19 protein-coding genes are annotated in these 21,362 nt (G+C 40.8%); 9 read left to right on the top strand and 10 right to left on the bottom strand.

Annotated elements, in window-relative coordinates:
* Positions 1-71 precede the first annotated feature (71 nt).
* From ACHSBP_RS19280 to ACHSBP_RS19270, 3 genes are read right to left on the bottom strand one after another with little or no spacing between them, the layout of a single operon-like run.
* Positions 72-863, bottom strand: a complete 792-nt coding sequence (locus tag ACHSBP_RS19280; protein ID WP_010558677.1) for a class I SAM-dependent methyltransferase — start codon at positions 861-863, stop codon at positions 72-74.
* Positions 864-896: 33 nt separating this feature from the next.
* Entirely contained in the window at positions 897-2,240 is a 1,344-nt protein-coding gene (locus tag ACHSBP_RS19275; protein ID WP_395390159.1) for an NTP/NDP exchange transporter, read from the bottom strand.
* A gap of 18 nt (positions 2,241-2,258) precedes the next feature.
* Positions 2,259-3,242, bottom strand: coding sequence for an SDR family oxidoreductase (locus ACHSBP_RS19270; protein ID WP_395390158.1), 984 nt, complete (start codon positions 3,240-3,242; stop codon positions 2,259-2,261).
* 242 nt (positions 3,243-3,484) lie between these two features.
* Here ACHSBP_RS19270 and ACHSBP_RS19265 point away from each other — a divergent pair, with 242 nt between their 5' ends.
* The 5 genes from ACHSBP_RS19265 to ACHSBP_RS19245 all read left to right on the top strand — a co-directional run bounded on the left by ACHSBP_RS19265 (position 3,485) and on the right by ACHSBP_RS19245 (position 10,092).
* The gene (locus tag ACHSBP_RS19265) at positions 3,485-4,582 is read left to right on the top strand and encodes a sensor histidine kinase (RefSeq protein ID WP_395390157.1); all 1,098 of its coding nucleotides are present in this window, start codon (positions 3,485-3,487) and stop codon (positions 4,580-4,582) included.
* 2 nt (positions 4,583-4,584) lie between these two features.
* Positions 4,585-5,307: a LytR/AlgR family response regulator transcription factor gene (locus tag ACHSBP_RS19260; protein WP_395390156.1), complete on the top strand. Its 723-nt coding sequence runs from the start codon at positions 4,585-4,587 to the stop codon at positions 5,305-5,307.
* 163 nt (positions 5,308-5,470) lie between these two features.
* On the top strand, positions 5,471-6,091 hold the full coding sequence (locus ACHSBP_RS19255; protein ID WP_395390155.1) for a hypothetical protein: 621 nt from the start codon (positions 5,471-5,473) through the stop codon (positions 6,089-6,091).
* 282 nt (positions 6,092-6,373) lie between these two features.
* The gene (locus ACHSBP_RS19250; RefSeq protein WP_395390154.1) at positions 6,374-9,628 is read left to right on the top strand and encodes a sulfatase-like hydrolase/transferase; all 3,255 of its coding nucleotides are present in this window, start codon (positions 6,374-6,376) and stop codon (positions 9,626-9,628) included.
* Between the two features lie 2 nt (positions 9,629-9,630).
* A complete protein-coding gene (locus ACHSBP_RS19245; RefSeq protein WP_395390153.1) occupies positions 9,631-10,092 on the top strand; it encodes a hypothetical protein in 462 nt (153 codons plus the stop codon).
* A gap of 81 nt (positions 10,093-10,173) precedes the next feature.
* Here ACHSBP_RS19245 and ACHSBP_RS19240 read toward each other — a convergent pair whose 3' ends face one another.
* Positions 10,174-10,449: a pyrroline-5-carboxylate reductase dimerization domain-containing protein gene (locus tag ACHSBP_RS19240; RefSeq protein ID WP_395390152.1), complete on the bottom strand. Its 276-nt coding sequence runs from the start codon at positions 10,447-10,449 to the stop codon at positions 10,174-10,176.
* Between the two features lie 18 nt (positions 10,450-10,467).
* Positions 10,468-11,508 (bottom strand): zinc-dependent alcohol dehydrogenase family protein, encoded by a 1,041-nt coding sequence (locus tag ACHSBP_RS19235; RefSeq protein ID WP_395390151.1) that lies wholly within the window; start codon positions 11,506-11,508, stop codon positions 10,468-10,470.
* A gap of 137 nt (positions 11,509-11,645) precedes the next feature.
* Here ACHSBP_RS19235 and ACHSBP_RS19230 point away from each other — a divergent pair, with 137 nt between their 5' ends.
* The gene (locus ACHSBP_RS19230; protein WP_395390150.1) at positions 11,646-12,110 is read left to right on the top strand and encodes an Lrp/AsnC family transcriptional regulator; all 465 of its coding nucleotides are present in this window, start codon (positions 11,646-11,648) and stop codon (positions 12,108-12,110) included.
* A gap of 81 nt (positions 12,111-12,191) precedes the next feature.
* On the opposite strand, the gene hmpA is transcribed toward ACHSBP_RS19230, so the two are convergent.
* The 3 genes from hmpA to ACHSBP_RS19215 form a co-directional block, all read right to left on the bottom strand.
* Entirely contained in the window at positions 12,192-13,382 is a 1,191-nt protein-coding gene (gene hmpA / locus ACHSBP_RS19225; protein WP_395390149.1) for an NO-inducible flavohemoprotein, read from the bottom strand.
* 65 nt (positions 13,383-13,447) lie between these two features.
* Entirely contained in the window at positions 13,448-14,665 is a 1,218-nt protein-coding gene (locus ACHSBP_RS19220) for an NnrS family protein (RefSeq protein WP_395390148.1), read from the bottom strand.
* An 8-nt stretch (positions 14,666-14,673) separates the two neighbouring features.
* Entirely contained in the window at positions 14,674-14,967 is a 294-nt protein-coding gene (locus ACHSBP_RS19215; protein WP_395390147.1) for a hypothetical protein, read from the bottom strand.
* Positions 14,968-15,149: 182 nt separating this feature from the next.
* Between ACHSBP_RS19215 and norR the strand changes: the two genes are divergently transcribed.
* Complete coding sequence (gene norR, locus ACHSBP_RS19210) at positions 15,150-16,736, top strand: nitric oxide reductase transcriptional regulator NorR (protein ID WP_395390146.1); 1,587 nt, start codon at positions 15,150-15,152, stop codon at positions 16,734-16,736.
* A 161-nt stretch (positions 16,737-16,897) separates the two neighbouring features.
* On the opposite strand, the gene ACHSBP_RS19205 is transcribed toward norR, so the two are convergent.
* Positions 16,898-17,332 carry a hypothetical protein gene (locus tag ACHSBP_RS19205; RefSeq protein ID WP_395390145.1) on the bottom strand — a complete coding sequence of 145 codons (435 nt, stop codon included), beginning with the start codon at positions 17,330-17,332 and terminating at the stop codon, positions 16,898-16,900.
* A gap of 572 nt (positions 17,333-17,904) precedes the next feature.
* Between ACHSBP_RS19205 and ACHSBP_RS19200 the strand changes: the two genes are divergently transcribed.
* Complete coding sequence (locus ACHSBP_RS19200; RefSeq protein ID WP_395390144.1) at positions 17,905-19,419, top strand: hypothetical protein; 1,515 nt, start codon at positions 17,905-17,907, stop codon at positions 19,417-19,419.
* Positions 19,420-19,502: 83 nt separating this feature from the next.
* Here ACHSBP_RS19200 and ACHSBP_RS19195 read toward each other — a convergent pair whose 3' ends face one another.
* Entirely contained in the window at positions 19,503-20,126 is a 624-nt protein-coding gene (locus ACHSBP_RS19195) for a TetR/AcrR family transcriptional regulator (protein ID WP_395390143.1), read from the bottom strand.
* A 133-nt stretch (positions 20,127-20,259) separates the two neighbouring features.
* Between ACHSBP_RS19195 and ACHSBP_RS19190 the strand changes: the two genes are divergently transcribed.
* Positions 20,260-21,360 carry an efflux RND transporter periplasmic adaptor subunit gene (locus ACHSBP_RS19190; RefSeq protein ID WP_395390142.1) on the top strand — a complete coding sequence of 367 codons (1,101 nt, stop codon included), beginning with the start codon at positions 20,260-20,262 and terminating at the stop codon, positions 21,358-21,360.
* Positions 21,361-21,362 lie beyond the last annotated feature (2 nt).

Here is a 21,362-nt window from a genome sequence, read left to right as displayed (position 1 = left end):
ATGCTGATGTACAGCATTACTTTTGTATATGCACTTTTAATAACCACTATTAAATAAACACTTTGCCAACGCTAATGTTGCTCTGCTTTACCAAACTTTAAAATAAAACGACTGGTTTTACCTCGAATACCTTTCGCGAATACCGATTGTTCCAAATCATCGTTTGGGTTTTGCAAATAAAAGGCTTCTTCTTTTAAAACAAACCCCAGTGATTGCAGCTGATACTTCACTATATTTGCGTCAATTCGGTGTAAATCATTAGCAGCTTCATAACCAGAACCCGCCTTGGCATGATGATCAATAATGATCAGCACGCCTTCTGGTTTAAGTAAGTTTTTTATATGGCTAAAAGCCTCTCGATAATCCACAATCTTATCGCGCATAATATGCCGTTCACCATTGCGATTTCGATGAGTGAAAAATAAGTCGTGATAGTTAATGCCCATAAACGCAATATCAATGCTCGACGAAGGCAGCGGAATCTCGTTTATTGCGACTTGGTCAAAGCGCATCATATTTTTTAGCGTTTGGCGCTTAGAGCGCGCCAACATCTCTTTTTTGCCAAAGCGCCAAGTAAGCGTATCGTTATGAGCATAGACTTTACCTTGCTCTCCCACAGCGCGGGCGAAAAGTTCGCTGTACCAGCCGCCACCAGCGTAAATATCAAGTATGGTCTGCCCACTGGCAACGCCAACAAAACGCATTATTTGGGCTGGCTTTCTATTTGCATCGTGCTGTTTATCAACATCTGAGCGATTAGGCTCATTTAACAATGTTTGTAATCGAGTGAGTGAGAGGGGTTCATAAGCAATACATGAAAAACTCACACAAACCATCATCAGCAAAAGGTATTTAACGTGCATCTTTTCTCCTTAAAAGTTTTTGGTTCACACTCTTTAGGCATTCGAACGGCTTGCTGCTAATGGTGATAATTCAGCATTCGCTGTTTTTGATAAATGTGGGTTCGCATAGCCTCTTCCGAGCAAAAAACCAAAAAACGCCCAAAGTGATGCGATACACGCCCCAACCAGTGAAACTGCAAATAATCCAAGTCCTAAGCCATCGGTTAACCCCGCGAATAACATGCCACTTACCGCATCGCCGCCACGATAAACGGCTACATCAATTACCGGTTTTGCTTTAAAACGCTCATCTACCGTCACTTGAGTAAACAGCATTTCCCTCGCAGGGCGGGTAAGTGAGTAGTTACCTGCACGGCGTACAATTTGAATCACCAAAATCACCATCACGCTTGGCGCAAATGCCAAAATCAATAAACCAGCCATTAACAAAAGTGGCACTAGCGCCAAAGACACACCTAGCCCTGCCTTTTTAACCAAGCGCCCAGAAACAAAAAACGCCATAACAAAGGTCAGCACATTCACAAACCAATCAATGCTTGCCAATATTTGTGTGCGCTCTGCCCGCGAATACGGCGCCAGTAATTGCTTTTGTTCAAAGTAAATAAATGAGCCTATAAATACATAGAGCAAAATAAATGCGGCAATGCCTAACAGTTTTGGATTTGAAACGAGTGATTTAAACCCGCTTGCCCAGCCTTGTGCCAATGATGATGTAGTTGCATCAAAGCTATGCTGCGTATTGTGAAGTTGCGTATGCTTTAAACGGTAAATATATAAAGTGAGAGGCACCACCAGCATTAAGGCCGAGGCGGCAACTAACATAAGCTGCCCTTCATCTAATACACTGCCAAACAGTGACGGAATAGACGGGCCAATAATCGCCCCAGCACTTGCGCCCGCTGCGATTATGGGAAATAAACGTGTGCTTTGTTTTTGATTAAAGGTGTCGGACATAAAGCTCCAAAACACCGAAATATGAAATAAGCTAAATGCGCTCACCCATACATAAAAGGCCTTTTCAATCAAAACAGCGGAGGAAAACAGCGGCATTAACAAATAAAACGCGATAAAACTGCCCGCGAATAGGCTATAAACGGTTGGCACTATGTACTTAAACTTGAGCTTATCAATCGCAAAACCATAAACAGAGACAATCACTAAGCTAATAACAAACTGCATATTCCATAAAAAACTCACCTCGCTGTCGCTCCAATCGCTGGCAAGGGCGTCACGCACTGGGCGCAGCACAAAATACGCCGCCATTAAAATAAACGCCATAATAAATGCCGCAAGTGTGGCAGTTTGCTCGTTCGATTTAACCTGCGATAAGGTGTTTAATAAACCTGAAATACTCAATTTACGTGTTTGGCTGGGCATGCTATCACTCCTTACACGCTAATGATTTGCTTTGTCGATTTCGTGCGACAGCCACGCCAACATCTGTTTTTTATCGAACGTAAACGCATGTGAGGCATTGAGCTCTGCTACTTTTTTGAGCGTGTTTTTAATTGGCAACATAGCCTCTTGCTCGTTGGGCACCACTAGGTAGCGCAAATGGGGCGTTTCATCGAATAGGGCTTTCACAACCGCATTGGCAACATCATCGGGCGCCTTAAAACGGCTGCGATCAGGGTTGGTAAATTTGGCAAAACGTTTGTATTCATCCTGATAGCGCGAATTGGCAAAATGATGCCCTTGTTTTTCCAAGCGACGTTTCAGGTTTTTCATAATATTGGAATTGTAATTTCCAGGCGCTATAACACTGACTTTCACACCAAACTTACGCATTTCTGCTGACAACGCTTCGCTAAATGCTTCGATGGCATGTTTTGTCATGCTGTAAGGGCCGAACATGGTGCTCGACATCAGCCCTGAAATAGAACCGATATTGGCAATGCGCCCTTTGTTTTCGATAATTAATGGCGCAAACGCCTTGGTGATTCGATATGGCCCCATTACATTTACGTTGTCTTGAAAATCAATGTCACGCTCGGGGATTTCAATTAATGGGCCAAACACCGCAACCCCTGCATTATTAACAAGGCCATGAAGCTTTTTGCCTGACGCTTTAACTGTGTTTACTGCTGCATCGATATCTGACTGAATGGTTACATCTAACCGTATTGCTTGCACATTTGTAAGTTGGTTCAATGCATCAATGTCTTTTTGCTTGCGTGCCCCAGCAAATACAAAGTGCCCTTGACGTGCTAGCGTTTCAGTGATGGTTCGGCCAATGCCTGAACTTGCACCAGTCACCAAAATGGCTTTTTGGTTTTGCACGCTTGCTGCTTTTGCATGTGATGCTTCAAGGGCGGCTTGTCTGTCATCAGCAAACGCGATGTGTGTGGTTAAAATAAAAAGGGTAATGAGTAAACGCATATTAATGTCCTGCTATTAAAAGTAAGACTCAGTGTTGTGGGTTTTCTAGCGCGTATGTATTTACTAGACCAACCGCTTACAACTAGCGATTAAATTGGTGATATGGGCGTTTTGATAAAAAGCGATAGAAAAGCTGTTTTCGTCGACAGTAACGATACGCTTGTCTACACACTAGCCCTTTGAATTGTTATTGAGATATAGTGAAAGCGATACCCCAGTAGATTCAGAGCTGCCAAACTAAGATGTTGAATAAACTAAATAAAGCAAACAACTCCATAACAACGCTTAACAGCACACGCATTTGGCTGTTAGCGTTTTGGATATTGGTGTTTTTACTGAATATGGGGCCGCACTGGGAAAACTACGCATCATTTAAAGAAATAATAGAAACCATCGGCAGCATTGTGTTTGCGCAAGCCGTAGTTGCATTTGTCACCTTAAAGTTTTTAGTGCCCAAGTTACTTGATAAAGACCAAACGCCCCTTTTTATCGCCGCGTTATTGGGTGTACTTTTACTTGGTGCATACTGGGTGATTGCAGTTCGCTATTTTTATATTGAACCGAGTTACCCAGAGACCTATCAAAATTTGCTGTATGTTACGCAGGACCAAGGTATTCAGTATCGTTTGTTTAGCTTTTGGGCATTGAAATACATTATTTTTTCAAAAATGCCGCAACTGTTTTTCCCAACGGCGGTATTAATGGCAAGGCAGTTTTATAAAAAACAAAGCTACATTTTGGAATTAAAAGAGCAGAAAAACTTAGCTGAATTAGCCGCTTTAAAAAACCAACTAAACCCGCATTTTATTTTTAATACACTTAATAATTTGTATTTACTGGCACTGAAAAAGTCCGACCAAACACCGCTGGTAATAGAAAAGCTGGCTGATATTTTAGATTACGTGGTATATCGTTGTAACGAGCGCTATGTGTCGCTTAATAGTGAGATTACACTTATACAAAACTACCTTGATTTAGAATGTATTCGTAAGTCAGATACACTCAAAGTGAGCTTTTCTAGCGAGATTAATTACCCCCACACTATCGCCCCTTTACTGTTATTAAACTTGGTGGAAAACGCCTGCAAACACAGCACCAGTAATGAGCTTAATACCGCGTTTGTTGACATTGTTTTAACTTCAAATCGTGATGCAATCACCTTTGAGGTTAAAAACTCAATCCCAGAGCACAGTGAAGCCAGTAAAAACTCGCCCAGTGTGGGGTTAACCAATATGACCAAACAACTTGAAATGCTCTACCCTAACGCATTTTCACTGACCATTGAACATACCAAAAATAGCTATTTGGCTACCCTCACACTTAACATGGAAGTAAAGTAAATATGGCAATTCAAACTAAACAAACACGCTATCGCTGCATCATTGTCGATGATGAAGCCCTTGGCCGCGAACTGATTGAAATGCACTTGGCGCAGTTTGCTGAACTTGAACTCGTTGCCAGCTGCAGCAGCGCCATTGAAGCGCATCAACTCTTGCAAAACCAAAGCGTGGATTTATTGTTTTTAGACATTGAAATGCCGGTATTAAAAGGCACTGATTTTTATCAAAACCTTGCGCATAAACCCTATGTGATTTTTACTACCGCGTATCGCGACTATGCCATTGAAGGCTTTGAGCTCGATGCTGTGGATTACCTATTAAAACCCATTGTATTTTCACGCTTTTTTAAAGCCGTTGAAAAGTTTAAGCAGCGCATAACTAACACACTTCATGCTGAGCCAAGTGTGACTACGCAACAAGCGCCAAATGCGATGTTTGTGCGTGAAAACCGTAAGCAAGTACGCATTGTGTTTGAAAACGTTTTATATATAGAAGGCTTAAAAGATTATATAAAAATCTTCTTGCGTGATGGCAGCCATATTATCAAAAGCAGTATGAGCGCGTTTGAAAGCCAATTGCCCACTAACTTTGCCCGTGTGCACCGCTCGTTTATTGTGAATGTTGATCATATTAGCGCTTATGCACATCAGTATGTGGAGCTAGATGAGATAGAAATTCCAATTGGCGAGCAATACCGTGAACATTTGAAAAATAAACTGGGTTAAAGGCGTTAAAATCTGCTCACTTAAGTGTGATTTTTGTTATGTAGATGGGTCAAGTCTTGCCTTTACTTATCAAACATTGTTACTTGATCTCAACATGCCAACGTGTGTATGTTAAAAATACACACGCATGTAAAATTCAACTCGAATACGTCAAGGAGCAAGCATGGCAAAAACGGACACTGCAGCCATTAAAAAAAGCATTATCAAAATCGCATTTGAGTCTTCCCTAATCATTTTTAGTGTTTTGCTAGCATTATTCCTAAACGAATATCGCGGGCAATTGAAAGCTGAACAAGAAAAATTACGTGCCTTACAAATGATTCAAGTTGAGTTGAACACAAATCTAACAGTATTAACCAATTGGACTCCATACCATAAGCAACTTATTGAAGTGTTTGATAATGCCATCATACAACTTGGAGAAGCTCCAGCTGAAACAGACCCTCGCAGTTATATATTGGAGTTAATGCCAAAAGGCTTAATGCAGGATTTTATAAGTCGTACCGCATGGGAGTCTCTACAACAAGCTAGCAGCGATGTGTCTCTGGACATTGAAACCACTTTTTTAATTTCTAAAGTATACAAATTACAACAAATGGGGGTTGAAAAAACCTTAATGCAGTTTGTTGAGGTTATGAACTCGCGCGAAGGTATGCGAGCTGATAATTTAAAAGAAACGCTGTATTTACTGAAAAGCACTTTACAAGAATTACATGCGCAAGAAAAAGAGCTCGCATATAATTATCAAAATACGCTAACGAAACTAAAAAATAGACTGAATTAGTGTTGTACTTCTTATCAAAAGCATAAAGTTGACTTGTTGGAACGCGTCTTTGATTGTGTTTTAGTAGCCTAAATACTATTACCCCAGTAAGTTACAACTTCAAAGCCTCTTTACACACTATTACAAACCAACAAAATCTTTACATAACATTTACGCACTCAAGCTTCTAACCTACTTGTCTTCTATACTCTATTGCTTAACACTTTATTAATGATTTTTTAAATTCAATACTTCTGTTTTTTTGAACGTTTTACACTGAAGTTGAAATAAGGTAGGTGCGTTGTGCTTTATAAATTAAATCCTCTATTCACAATTAGTTTGTTAAGCGTAACGCTTATTGGCTGTGGCGGAGGCAGCAGCGAGAGTAATACCGATAACGACGTCACCCCGCCAGTCGTTACAAATCAAGCCCCACAATTAACAACCGCGATTACTGATCAAACAACCAACCAGTCACAGCAGTATTCATTTGATCTTTCACAAGGGGGGCAAACCTTCACCGACCCAGACGGCGATGCACTTACCTACTCGTTTAGCACATCACCGCAAACCAATGAATTTTCATTAAACGGCAGTGTTTTATCTGGCACACCGGCACTTGCGCAAACAATCACTTTCACCGTTACAGCGACTGATCCTAGCGGGTTATCAGCAAGTGATAGCTTTTTGCTGAACATTAATGGTGCACCAAAACTTAACAACAGCATTAGTAATCAGTCAGTGAATATTGGTGAAAACTATAATTTCGACGTCAGTCAAAATGGCACTACTTTTGAAGATCTTGATAGTGAAATACTCATTTACAGTGTGCAAATCACTCCAGCTAACGATGACTTAACAATCAACGGAACGCATTTATCTGGAGTGCCAAACCAAGCTGGCGAATACACCATTGCTGTCACAGCAACCGATGATGGTGGATTGTTTGATTCAACTAGTTTTGTATTGTACGTGGTTGAACCAAATGAAAATAACTCGCCGATAGTGGCAAATCCAATTGCCGACCAAAGTGCAACGTTAAACCAAGACTTTAACTTTGATATGAGCCAGAACAATACCACCTTTAGCGATCCTGATGGTGATATGCTGACCTTTCAGGTCGCGATTATGCCAACGGATTCAGGCTTAACATCTGATGGCTTAATTTTGTCTGGCAACCCAAATCAAACCGGCGAGATTAATGTCACCGTGACTGCCAGCGACCCTGCCGGGCTTTCGGTGAGCGACACGTTTTCAGTTGATGTATCAGCGCAAGTTAATACAAGCAAACCGAATGTATTACTGATCATTGCGGACGACTTGGGTCAAGATTCGTCTAACCAATACAGCTTCTCTACCGACTTACCAAGTACCCCAACCATTGATGAAATTGCAGCACAAGGCATTGTGTTTGAGAATTTATGGGTAAACCCAGTTTGTTCACCAACTCGTTCTACCATTTTTACCGGTAAATATGGCACACGCACGCAAGTATTAGCACCGGGTGACGAACTGAGCCTAAGTGAAACGTCACTACCACAAGCATTAAAAAATCACCCTGATACCGCAGAGTATGCCTCGGCCAAAATTGGCAAATGGCATTTAGGTGGCGACAGCAGTCACCCAGCCGCATTTGGCTTAGATTATTACGCTGGCATTTTTAATGGCGCCGTCAGCGATTATTATAACTGGGAATTAACCACCAATGGGCAAACCCTGCCACAAACCGAATACGCCACTACCGTACTAACCGATTTGGCAATCGACTGGCTAAATCAACAAACTACCCCATGGTTTTTATGGATGGGTTACAACGCTCCGCACACTCCCTTCCATTTACCGCCAAATGAATTACATAGCCGTAACTTGAGTGGTGATGAAGCTGATATTGATGCGAATCCTCGCACGTATTATCTCGCAGCAGTAGAGGCGCTCGACAGTGAAATAAACCGTTTGTTAAATAGTTTAGATCAAGCTACACGCGATAATACGGTGGTGATTTTTATTGGTGATAACGGCACACCAACACAAGCGCGCTTTAGAGGTTCAGACTTATCTGGCAGTAAAAATAATATTAGTGAAGGTGGGATCCGCGTACCTATGATAGTGTCGGGCAAAAATGTCACGCGTCAGGGGCAACGTGAAGCCAACGTATTAAACGGCACCGATTTCTTCAGCACTATTTTGGCTATAGCAGGCCAAGAAGAAGTGGCCATTCACGACAGCTTACCCTTTAACAATTTACTTAATGATGCCAATGCGACACCACTGCGTGAAACCGCTTTTTCGCAAAATGAAGAAGCCTTCACCATTCGCAATGCCCGTTATAAGCTCATTGAATATCTTGATGGCACGCGCGCTTTTTATGATCTACAAAATGATATTTCAGAACAAACTGACTTGATATCAGCTGGCTCATCCCTACCAACAGACTTTTTCTATTTAGACAGTCAATTAAGTGCGCTTAGTAATGACGGCTGGATTGTTAATAAACACAATGAACAATCAAGTTACATGATGGATAGTGGTACGTTTGTAGAAGTGAATGTGCTGTCAGTGCAAGACAATGGCACGTCAACAACAGTAACCACTAATGCCACACCAAATTACAAAGTAGTTGTGACCGATGAAGTGCTGACGGTTTATCAAAGCAAACCTGCAGCGGCCTATGCCAATGGCCAAGTATTGAGCCTCAATCAGCAAATTGATTACGGCCAAGATATTGGACTGACAGCAAATTGCGGTAACACAGGCGGCGATGGATGGTGGCCACAAGCGGGTGCTGCATGCCCTGAGTCTCAATCAGGCATGGCCCTAACCTTTCCAAATAACCCGACCCCAACACAAACAGAGTGTGAAACTGGCCTTGGCCCTGTTGGACTTTGGGTTAATGGCGTACCCATTTACAATTGGTCTGATGCCAGCTCTTACAACAACCAAGATGTTTGGAATAACTTTGCCCTGCCATTTCGCTCTGCCGCAATGGATGTATGCAATGGCCACTCAGGCAACGGCATGTACCACCACCACAGTTATAACGCGTGTTTAAAACAACAGCTTGGCGATGAAGGCAAAGGACACTCCCCGATTTATGGTTACGCAGGAGATGGTTACCCAATTCACGGCCCGTATCATAGTAAAGACGTGCTTGCGAAAAGCTGTTGGAAGAAACGTGATTATTCAGCAAACAGTGCAACTGGCTGTGGCAGCGAGGGCCAACGTACCTGTAAATTTATTGATGAAGAAAATATCAGCTTAGGCGTTGAAAACGTGACGGCAGGTCCTGCAACATCAGACATTATTAACTTCTTCACCGCGGGCGACGGCCCTGCTGTATCAGGCATTTATTATGAAGATTACTACTATGATGCGCAGTGTTCAGCGCAAGGTGAAGAATACCTCGATGAACACAGTGGTCATGACCATGATGGTCTAGGTTATCACTATCACACCAGTGTGGATGAAAACCTATCGCCTGTATTCCCACTGGTTAATGGCCCAGATTACTACGGCAGCCTTAATAGCAGCTCATTCCAGTGTTTTAGAAGGGAGTTTTAATTATGATGCGGTATTTAGTTTTACTTGCAGGTTTTGGCGTAAGCTTTTTCAGCCAAGCCCATGAGGTGCATGCCAGTAATATAGATGTCACCGTACAAGGAAATAGCATCGAAATTTTACAAACCACCCCAATTAAAGAGGCACAATCCATTGCCAAACAACTGGGGGCTGAAAACGCAGAACATGACACCACGTTAGATGCAATTTCCAGCGGGTGGCAAATTGAGCACGTCGATGGCTCGTGTAAATTAACCAAACAAGCTTATCGACTTGCACACCATAATAGCCAATTACAAATGCGGTATTTGTTTTCGTGCAGCGGTGACAATAAACCAAAATCCCTTGCGCTACCTTGGTTTAAACTCACACCAGAAGATCACTTTATTATTATGAAGCTCACAATAAACGGCAAAAGTGATACGGTAATTTTTCAACGCCAAGATTTAGTAATAGCGCTAGGTTAAACTAAACAACATTAGACTGTTGTAGTTAAAGGCTTTGAGTTTTAGAAACTCTTAATTAACAATAACCTAGATGCAGAGCGCTTACTCTGATTGACTAGAACAGTGTGCATCTAGGTACTCTTTAATAAACATTTGCAGTTTAATTGAGAGCGCTAAATCGACTGTTTCACCTTTTTCAACAGGTAAAAAGTGTGTTGCGCCAAGTACAGTTTTATATGCCAGTTGAGTTGCCATTTCATCTGTTAAACCTGATTTAACACCCGAGTTCACTAACTGTTCAACGAGTAAAGTAAATTCGTAATCAGGCTTGTTCTGAGTAACCACAGTAAATTGGTTTTGTTCAGTTTCATTGCGCATTGTAATACTTCTCTACCATCAAAATTGGGTGATTACAGTTACACCTGGCGTATTGTTCTTATCCAGTTGGGTTAACACGTCTATTGATTGTGCAAGCGTGATCGTTTTCCCTAATAGTTTTTCTGGTTGCAACTTACCGGATAAAATCATTGCTAACATGGCATCGTAACGGTGCGCTTGCATGCCATGACTGCCAATAATCTCAAGCTCATGAGCGATCACTTTATCCATTGGAATGCTTGGGTTAGCCTGATCAGCGAGCAGCAGCCCCACCTGAATATGCTTACCGAGTGGACGTAAACTGTTAATTGAGTTCACACACGTTATTGGATGGCCTAATGCATCAAGCGAGACATGCACACCACCTTTGGTCAAATCTTTAATCGCTAATGGCACATCATCGACTTGATTAGCATTGATGGTTGCAACAGCACCTAAACTACGCGCGAGTGAAAGGGCATTATCATCTATATCTACTGCAATGACATTTGCGCCAATAGCGTTTGCAATCATCACAGCCGATAACCCCACACCACCGCAACCGTGCACAGCAACCCAGTTGCCAGCAGTGACTTGACCTTGATCGACAACAGCACGAAAAGACGTGACAAAGCGACAGCCTAAACTGGCCGCAGTAACAAAATCCATGCTTTCTGGCAAAGCAACTAAGTTAACATTGGCATGATCAACTCCCACATATTCGGCAAAAGAACCCCATTGAGTAAAACCAGGCTGAGTTTGACTACTACACACCTGTTGATTACCAGAATGGCAATGTGAGCACGCGCCACAGGCATATATAAAAGGTACAGTTACGCGATCGCCCACTTTAAACTGCGTGACATCTCTGCCAACGGCGGCAATGGTGCCCGCAAATTCATGACCCGGTACGTGTGGTAATTCGATCCCTGGATCATGTCCCATCCAGCCATGCCAATCACTACGACAAACACCTGTCGCTTCTACTTTTACCACCACACCATGATTTTTTGGTGTTGGATCTGCTACATTTATTATTTGCGGCGCTTGAACAAAGTTTTCATAAACAACGGCTTTCATAATCACCTCACATTAGTTACTTGCACACTTGCTACTTTACGTAATAGCGCTGAAATTACCTTGCTATTTTGAATTGAATAAACGCTAATTTTGAAATAGTCTTTTATCTAGCCAGGCAAAATAGAAAGAGTCCGACATTGAGCGAGCTAGATAAGACAGATAAACGCATTTTGGAACTACTACAATCAAATGGTCGGCTTTCGAGCGCTAAGATTGCTAGCACATTATCGTTAAGTGAAACCCCTTGCTGGCGACGTATAAAACGGCTGGAAGAACAGGGGTATATAGAAGGTTACCAGGCAAAACTAAATCGCCGTAAAGTGGGGTTTGGTGTTATGGCGTTCGTGCAATTAACCTATATAGAGCATGATGAAAAAACCACCAAAGACTTCGAACAAATGATCCTCGCCTGTGACAATGTTCTGACATGCTACAACATGACAGGTGATGCTGATTTTTTACTTCAAGTTGTTGCCAAGGATCTGGATGATTACAGCACATTTATTGATAACGTGTTGCGAAAGCTCTCAGGTGTATCGAGCATACGTTCAAGTATTTCATTAAAAGAAATAAAGTCATCATCACGACTGCCCATTAACTAAAATCCGCCAAGTGAGAGTTCCTTTTTAATAGTGGCAATGGACAGATACACCAGTATCTGACCATCGTCTCTTTAAATTTGATTATAAATCAGCATGTGGGCCAAACACTTCATAATGAATACGTTCTGCGCCAACTCCCATATTTAATAGCTGCTTTTTGATGAAACGCATAAAGGCAACTGGGCCACATAAGTAGAAATGCGCTTGCCCGTACGGTAACCGTGCATCGTTTAAATCAATGAGTCCGTGGTATATGTTTTCCGGTAATTCGTTTGTTTCGTTATAATTCTCATACCATGTATAGGTTTGCCAGTTATTTAACATAGCAAGCTCATTGGTGCGCTGTTTAAACGAGTGTTGTTGCTTTGAGCCGCACGCATGTAAATAATACACATCGTGCTCATAATTTAGCGCCGACAAATACTCCAACATTGACTGCATTGGCGTAACACCTACCCCTGCCGAAATAAGTACTACCGGTGATTGCTTGTCTTGGAAGAAAAAGTCTCCTGCAGGTGCGTTAACTGAAAGGGTATCACCCACTTCAATATGATCATGTAAGTAGTTAGATACAAGGCCGTCTGGCATGCCTTTTTCGCGTTTTACCGAAATACGGTAGCTTTGCCCATTAGGCTTGTTTGATAACGAATATTGACGAATTTCGGTAAATGGATGATCGTTTGGTTGCACTGAAATACCTAAATATTGCCCTGGCACATAATCAATTACCGCTTTCCCGTCTTCTGGCGTTAAGACAAAACTGGTGACTAATTCCGATTCTTTAATTTTTTCACTTACCACAAATGGGCGGCTATCGCGCCAGCCACCTTTGCTTTTTGCACGGCTTTCATAAAGCTCACTTTCGCGATGAATAAACACAGATGCCAAAAAGTCATATGCTGCAGTCCACGCTTCTTCAACTTCGGCGGTAAATAGTTCCCCTGTTAATTCACGTAAGGTTTCAGTTAGGTGATGTCCTACTATTTGGTACATTTCAGGCTGAATATTAAAGCTTGTGTGTTTATGGGCTATGCGCTCAACCGCACTTTTTAATGCACCCACATTATCAATATGCTGCGCATACGCTGCGATAGCTTCAAATAATGCTGCTTTTTGTCTACCTGATTCTTGATTGCTCATATTAAAAATATGTTTAAGCTCAGAATGATGATTAAAAAGACGCGAATAAAAATGATCTGTTAAAGCTGGCCCTGTTTCTGTAAGTAATGGCACTAAACTTTTAATAATATCGATATGACGTTGTTGTAACATGGTTTACCTCGTTTGTTGCAACATGTTGTTAGAATTAAATAATCAGGGTCTGTTGACCTTAGGAATTAACGAAAACTATCTTGGCGAGGCGCGATTAATACCGGGAAATAAACCCAAACAAAAATTGCAAACGCGATAATCCAACCAAGTGCGCTAACTTGCCATGCGAAATGAGCAAGCCCGATAGCGGGAAGCAACGCTCGGGTTACTGCCATTACGAACAGCAGTAAAAACGCCACACTCATAATGGCCTTAGGCAATAACATGCGCCCTGTGTGACCCAGCGAAACACGACTCATCATGGATAAGATCATTAAGCCCATAGCCCCCACTGTGATTACATGAAGCCCAGAGCTAAAAGGAATGAGCGGCGTAAAATAGCTTACTCCAAGTAAAATAAGACCAAGAGCAAGGGCGCCGTAGGCAAGATGCAACGACCATAAAAGAGAAATACCGAGCGTTTTATTACTTTGCCAAAAACCCAGCTTTGTTAGATGTAAGCAACCTGCTGCAATCATTAGATACGCAGGCGATAACGGCAGAGAAATATAAAAATGGCTAAAAAACACTAAAGTGCCGAGCAAGGATGTAAACAATAATAGTGGGTCAAGCAAAGGCGGATGCGACACATCTTTAAGCTTGGCACCGTTACGGGTGAAAAACGGAATAACACGACCACCGACGATCGCCATTAAAATACCAAACATCAGCACCATGGTACGGCCAATATGCAGTGCCTGTGCAGTATCAATAGTTAGCTCACTGATTAAAAGTGCCATTTCAAGTAGTGCCATCACACTGAATAATGGGATAAACAAATAGTTGCGACGATTTTTAGCAGCCAAAACGATATGTGAGTAAATAGCGATAATACTGAGCCACCAAATACTTTGCAGCGCGGTGGCTAAAATGACACTTGCCGTTGAATTAACAAAAAACAGCGCACGTATAATGAGCCAAAGGCTAATCAAAGCAATAAGAGGCGTGCCTTTTATACTTGGCCTACCTGTCCATGTTTGCACCGCGGTTAATACAAATCCCGTGGCAATGGTGGCACCAAAGCCAAATAACATTTCGTGTAAATGCCACACTGTTGGCGTTAAACCAGTGGGGTTGAGTTGCCACCACGCATTTAGAAAACCAAGCCATATAACCATTGCTAAAATTGAAGCAATCGACCCGAGAATAAAGCTTGAGCGAAATGCCAATTGAAAAAAGGCATGTTCTGAAAAGGTTCTAACAGGCATGTTTTCTTGTGTTTGAGGTTCTTGAATATTTAACATCGAACCACCTACACGCGAAGGCCTAAGCCATGTTGCCCAATACAACGCACAACATAGCCAATTTTAAATAATGCAGGAAATACCATAGTGCCAATGTGAGCGGCAATTTGCTGTGCCATAGAAAAATATTCAGCAAATGAATAGCTAATCATTAAACAGCTAATAAACAAACTCACTGGCACCAACATTAACCAATTACCTATTTGTTTGGTTAAACTAAATACGTTTTTGTTATTATTTTTTATCTGCGTTTGCCCACGCTCATGATTGATAAAAGCAGTCTCATTAACAACTTGCTGCATAATTAAGCCTTTCTATTCGGTAAACTTAACTTGATATAGCAGCAATAGTGCCAAAACGTTTTTTTCGTTATTTAACATTAAGTTAAATAAATTCCAGATATTTAGAAAGCCTAAAAAGAGTCAGTTTGACACATACTAAAAATAAGTCATAATGACACAAATGTGTTTTTATGTGATTTTGTATGGCAATTAACTCTTTTACTCTTGTGGAATTTGCAAAAGCCCAAGTGACCAGTCTCGATAATCAAGACAGATTTGAACAGCTGTTGCAAACCCTTGCGACGGTGATTGAGTGCGAGGCCATTGCGCTTTTGGCACTGCGTGGGGAAGTATTAAAACCACTTGCGATTAAAGGGCTTACACCCGACACGCTCGGCAGGCGCTTTGTTATTAGCGAGCATCCGCGTTTTGTAGCAATTTGTAATGCCAAAGCAGCTGTGCGTTTCGCAGCATCGAGTCCCTTACCCGACCCGTATGATGGCCTAGTTGCTGATCACCCCGGTGATTTACCAATTCATGCTTGTATGGGCCTACCACTATATTTTGCCGAACGTTTGATTGGCATTTTGACCTTTGACTCACTAAAGCCAAACGCTTTTGACGACTTAGGCCAAGACAAGCTCGATGCTTTAGCCGCCATCGCTGCAGCCACCTTAAAAATAGCCCTGACACTCGATGAATTAGAGCAGCGCAATTCACGTTCGCATTTACTAATGGCGGAACTTAGCCAAGAAGTCATCGCCCGTGATGGCAACGAATTAATTGGCGACAGCCAAGCCATGGTAAAGCTTAAACAAGAGGTTAATTTGGTCGCTGCATCACCGTTTAGCGTGCTTATTCAAGGTGAAACAGGCGTAGGTAAAGAGCTTATTGCACGGCGCTTACACTTACAATCAAGCCGCGCCGATAAACCTTTGGTGTATGTAAACTGCGCTGCTCTGCCTGAAAACTTAATTGAAAGCGAATTATTTGGCCATGTGAAAGGCGCCTTTACCGGTGCCGATAAAAATCGCGCAGGTAAATTTGTGTTGGCCGATGGCGGCACTCTATTTTTAGATGAAGTGGGCGAACTGCCACTCGTAGCGCAAAGTAAATTACTACGCGCACTGCAATCCAATGAAATACAACCCGTTGGCCAAGATAATATTCATTATGTTGATGTGCGGGTTATCGCCGCAACCAACCGTGATTTAGCAGACGAAGTAAGTAACGGACACTTTCGCGCCGATTTATTTCACCGTTTAAGCGTTTACCCCGTTACTATTCCACCACTTCGCGATCGAAATGGCGATATTGCCTTGTTGGCAGGCTATTTTGTCGAGCAATCGCGCCGCAAACTTGGCTTGCAGCAGCTTAAAATCGCCAAAGACGTTCTGCCCTATTTAAATGCTTATCATTGGCCGGGCAATGTGCGCGAACTAGAACATGTAATAAGCCGCGCGGCACTGAAAGCATCGGTAAATGCCAAATCTCCCATAGTAATAATCAACCCGATTGATTGCGGCGAATTAGTGCGAGAGCTTTCAATTGAGGTTGCAAATAACGATAAGCAAAAGGCTAACCCAATTCAAACCCAGCAATTTTTGCTAAAACCAGATGAAAGCCTAAAACAAGCAACAGAGCGCTTTCAAAGCGAGATGATACGAAACACCCTGTCTAACCATAATGGTAATTGGTCAGCCGCCGCACGAGAACTTAACACCGACCGCGCTAACTTAACCCGCCTTGCAAAACGGTTAGGCATTAGTGTGACGAAACAGATTAGTTGATTTGATACTTGTAATTAAACACAGGCGATAGCTAAAAAATGCTTATATGCACCATGCAAAAACTGACCTATTTATTTTTAAACAAAGTGAGATTATCAAAGAATACGTTTTCGCAGCGCCAATTTGAAATAGACCAAATGAAAAGCGTATTTGAGGTTATGTCAGTTATTTTTCTTTTTAACAAAAAAGATTATTGAAGATAAAACAGCACTCACAATAAATGCGATAGAACCAACAATTGGAAATAATAAAAAATGCAACATGCCCTCTTTTTGTGGACCATACATTATTGCTCTAAAACAAATATATAAAAGCCCCGAAATAGTGGCCCCTGAAACTGCAAAAAAAGCGCATTTACTAACGAAGTCGAATATATTTTTTTCATTAAAACATATAGCAAAAATTCCACTAACAATTGAACATCCCATCATAATTAATGGCAATAAAATTGCGTGTTCTAAAACGTTATCAAGTGTCGCTCTTTCGTTAAACCGATAATTTTCATAATCGATAAAAGTCAAATCTTTACTTAGTGATAACCACGATAAGAAAAGCTGAAATATTAGTAATAAAACTATACGTTTTTGTTGTTTCATAATTGCACTTAAAATCTGAACTTTAAATATATTTGCTTTTTTATTTGTAATGTTCGGTCAACTTAAAATGATTAAACCTCAAATAGTTTTTAAAAGGTTAATTTAAACTTTGTAAAATTGGGCAGAACATGTTTTGCGTAGTAGTTCACATTGAACCCGAAATTTCGCCTTTAAATTAATTGGTTATATTCAATTCCACTACCGCACCTACGCTCAAAACAGGCTAATCACCATAAATGAACTTGCAATAGTTTACAATCAAAATCGCCTTTTGAATGCACTTCAACCTCTTCATTTATAACGTGTTCTAAGAAAAATAATCAATAAGTCAGAACTGTATACTGTTGAAAGGCGTTGACCATAACATTCCAGACGATGCGCCCGAAATAGAAATATCTAGAATCTTTGAAACAGAAGAGATTTTTTCGAAACATGGTTAAATATCGCTTGATGTTTAACTATTTATTCCGCTTTATACACTTTTAAAAAGATAGCTGAGTATACTTATTATCTTTCAAACATATACAATCCTATATATGATTTAAATACAAAGAAGCTCAAAAGGATTTGCCGTGACCAACTTCGAAACAAACATCAATGTGGGAAAGCTAGGTGAAGAAGAACTATCAAAATGGTGCACAGAAGCTGGACTGACAGCAAACCGCTCATTAGAAGAAGATAAAATGGGATGGGATCATTTGATTGAGTTCCCATACGAAAAATCAGACAAACCTAAAGACAAACAAAACTCACCTATTGAATGTAAAATACAAGTAAAATCGACTAGGCGAAATGATAAAGGCGTTACTATCAAATTATCTGCTTTAAAACGATTAGTTGACTATGCTTCACCTGCTTTTATTTTGTTCTATGAGTATGAAACAACAGAAAATTGCAACCTACTCAACGCTTATTTAATTCATTTCGATAAAGAATTAATTGGCAGAGTACTCAAACGTATCCGTAAAAATGAAGTATCAAATACACCTAAAGCTCTCAATAAAATCAAAATTAAAATTACCTATAACAATAAACACTTATTAGAAGAAAATTCAGGAATTGCTTTAAGAAATAAAATTTACAATTTCGTTCCAAATGGAATGGCTAATTACCAAAAAGAAAAATACGAACTAGTCAAAAAAGTAGGTTATGAAAATGGTGGTTATGAATTAACCTTTAAGGCTAAAACCGATGAACTTGATGACTACTTTTTAGGAAAAGTGATCGGAAATTCAAATGCATTTGAAATAGAAAATGCAATTATGATGGACAGAAGATTTGGATTGAAAGGCATAAATATAGATATTCAAAAGGGAAGTATAAACTTTAAGCCTAATTCACTTCAAAGTTGTCAATTTCATTTTCGTCAATCACCTTATTCGCCCGCGGTAACATTCACAGTAAATTTAATTAAAATTCCTCACCTTAAAAATCAATCTAACAAACTACTTTTCAAATCAGATCTATTTACAATAGCAGTGGAGGGTATTGATTCTAAAGGGCAAGTCGATGCAAAAATTTATATCACTATAAATCAAGAAACAACTTTGGATGAATGTATAAAGCTGATGTTGCTTACTGAACAAAACAACAATAAAAGTTTGCTACTAGATATTGAGTTTGAAGACCCCTCTCACAAATTAACCAGTTCTATTGAACTAAATATTCCCCTTGATGACTACTCTCAAACAGCCAGAGATTTAAGATTCTTGCAATCTCATTTTCATATCGACGGTTCTACAAAAGTCTATTTCCAGAACCTAATAGAAAATGCGACTTGCTATAGCGCGCTCAACTATTTATTCAATGAACAAGCTGAGCCTTTTTCATTTGTCTTGAACGAAGAAGCCGTTGTTGAATACCATGACGATGAAGCTGACCAAAATATTACAAAAGCTATCATCACAGGAATAGCAAATAATTATTTCGGTGTTATCGCAGCGTACCAATTAAAGAAACTGGAACCTAGAACGTACAGAGCTATTAAGGCTAAAGTTCTGGAGGTGAAAAGCTTCGGCTCAACTATACCTAACGAACAAACACTAAACGAGCTTGAAGAAGAAGCATTCAATAAGTATCTACTCTGAACATTTCAGATGCATAGTTAGTAACTTACTCATCAACGAATAATTCAGTACAAACTCATTCTTTTTTCTTGACTGTTACAAGTTTATTCCGCTTTATACGCTTTTAAAAAACGGGCGACGGCTTTATCAACATGTTCTTGCACTTCTTGATCGCTAATTGGTTCGTTTGGTAGCAATACGGCTTTAATGTGTAAACGCCCTTTAATCATTTCAATCAATAACTTTGCGGCAAATTCGGCGTCGTCGACATCGAGCATGTTTTGTTGGTGCAAATGGGTTAAATATTTCGCTAGCGGAATACTGCCTCGTAACGGGCCAAAGTGATAAATCAATTCACCTACTTCCGGCAGCTTGGGCACAATATTGGTCACTAAGCGGAACAACTTCACCATAGTCTCTGATAAAAAGCCTTGAGCAAAACCATAACACACCTGACTAAGCGCTTGTTGCGGCGGCAAGTCGTAATCGATATTAAGCAAAGTGCCCACTTGCACTTCGGCTTTTTCACGAATAACAGCAAGCAGTAGCTTTTCTTTATTACCAAACTCACTGTAAATATTGCGCCTTGAGCCGCCCGATTCGCTAATAATCATTTCAAGCGAGGTATTGTCGTAACCATGTTCTAAAAATAGCATTTGTGCTACTGCGAGGATTTTTTTACCGCGCTCTGATAACGGTTTTGCATTTAAAATTTGTTCTAAACTCAAGACTGTACCTATTAATTGTAAAAACATGGTTGACTTTGGTACTACATGGTACCAAAATATTTGGTACTGCATAGTACCAAATTAATTTACTCAATTTGTGCTTATAAAATTAGCACCTTTTACAGGAACCGTTATGCGTTTACTTTACGTTGTTGCGTGTATTATCACGCTTGTTGGCTGTTCAAAAGAAATAGAACACTCTGAACCTCCTATCCGCCCAATCGCATGGACAGCGGTAAAAACCTCAAATTTTGAACAAGTGCGCACGCTTTCGGGCATTGTTGCCCCCGTTGAAAATGCCAGCTTAAGCTTTGAAGTAAACGGTAAAGTTGAAAAGGTGTTTGTGAAATTAGGTGATACGGTGAGTAAAGGCCAGCCCCTTGCCAAGCTTAATCAACTCACGTTTCAATTAAGTTTTGAATCAGCATCAGCGCAGGTGAAACAAGCCGAAGCAACACTGCAAGAAGCGCAAAATGAATATGAGCGATACAAAACGCTGAGCGAACAAGGTTTAGTGTCAAAATCAGGTTTTGATAATTCGAAATCAGCGTTTGAATCTGCCAAAAGTGCCGTAGATGTAGCAAATGCTCAGCTCAATATTGCCCGCAAAAACGTGCAAGACAGTGAGTTACTGGCACCTTACGATGGTGTTATCACCAAGCGTTTAATTGAACCATCACAGCAAGTTGCCGCTGGCCAATCCGTATTTGAAATTGAAGGACAACACGGCTTTGAAGTACGTGTAATGGTGCCTGAAAGCATAATCCATGACTTAAACAGCGATATGACCTTAAAAGTAACCTACCCTGTAATGCCACAACTGTCGATGAAAGGGCATATTTCAGAAAAAGGCACCCGCGCTGAATCTGCCAATGCATTCCCTGTTACAGTTATTTTAGATGAAGAAAATTCGGTGCTACGTGCCGGTATGACTGCCGAAGTAGAGTTTGTTTATCAAGGGATTGGCCGTACAGGCTTTACAGGGCCAAGTATTCGTATTCCGGTAAGTAGTCTAGGGGCCGATGTGAAGCAAAAATCCTATGTTTTTGTTTTTGACCCTAATACGCAACTATTAGAAAAACGCTTTGTGCAAACCGAAAACGTTATTAATAACCAAGTGATTATTTCGAATGGATTAAACGACGACGAGATTATTGCTACAGCTGGCATTGCGTTTTTGCGCGACGGGCAAAAAGTATCGCTGCTTGATAACGCCGTGCAGCGTTTTAACTAAGG

The organism is Pseudoalteromonas sp. XMcav1-K (genome assembly GCF_044005875.1).
Lineage (GTDB): Bacteria > Pseudomonadota > Gammaproteobacteria > Enterobacterales > Alteromonadaceae > Pseudoalteromonas > Pseudoalteromonas spongiae.
Note: the sequence above shows the minus strand (reverse complement) of the source record. Positions and strands in the feature narration are given on the sequence as shown.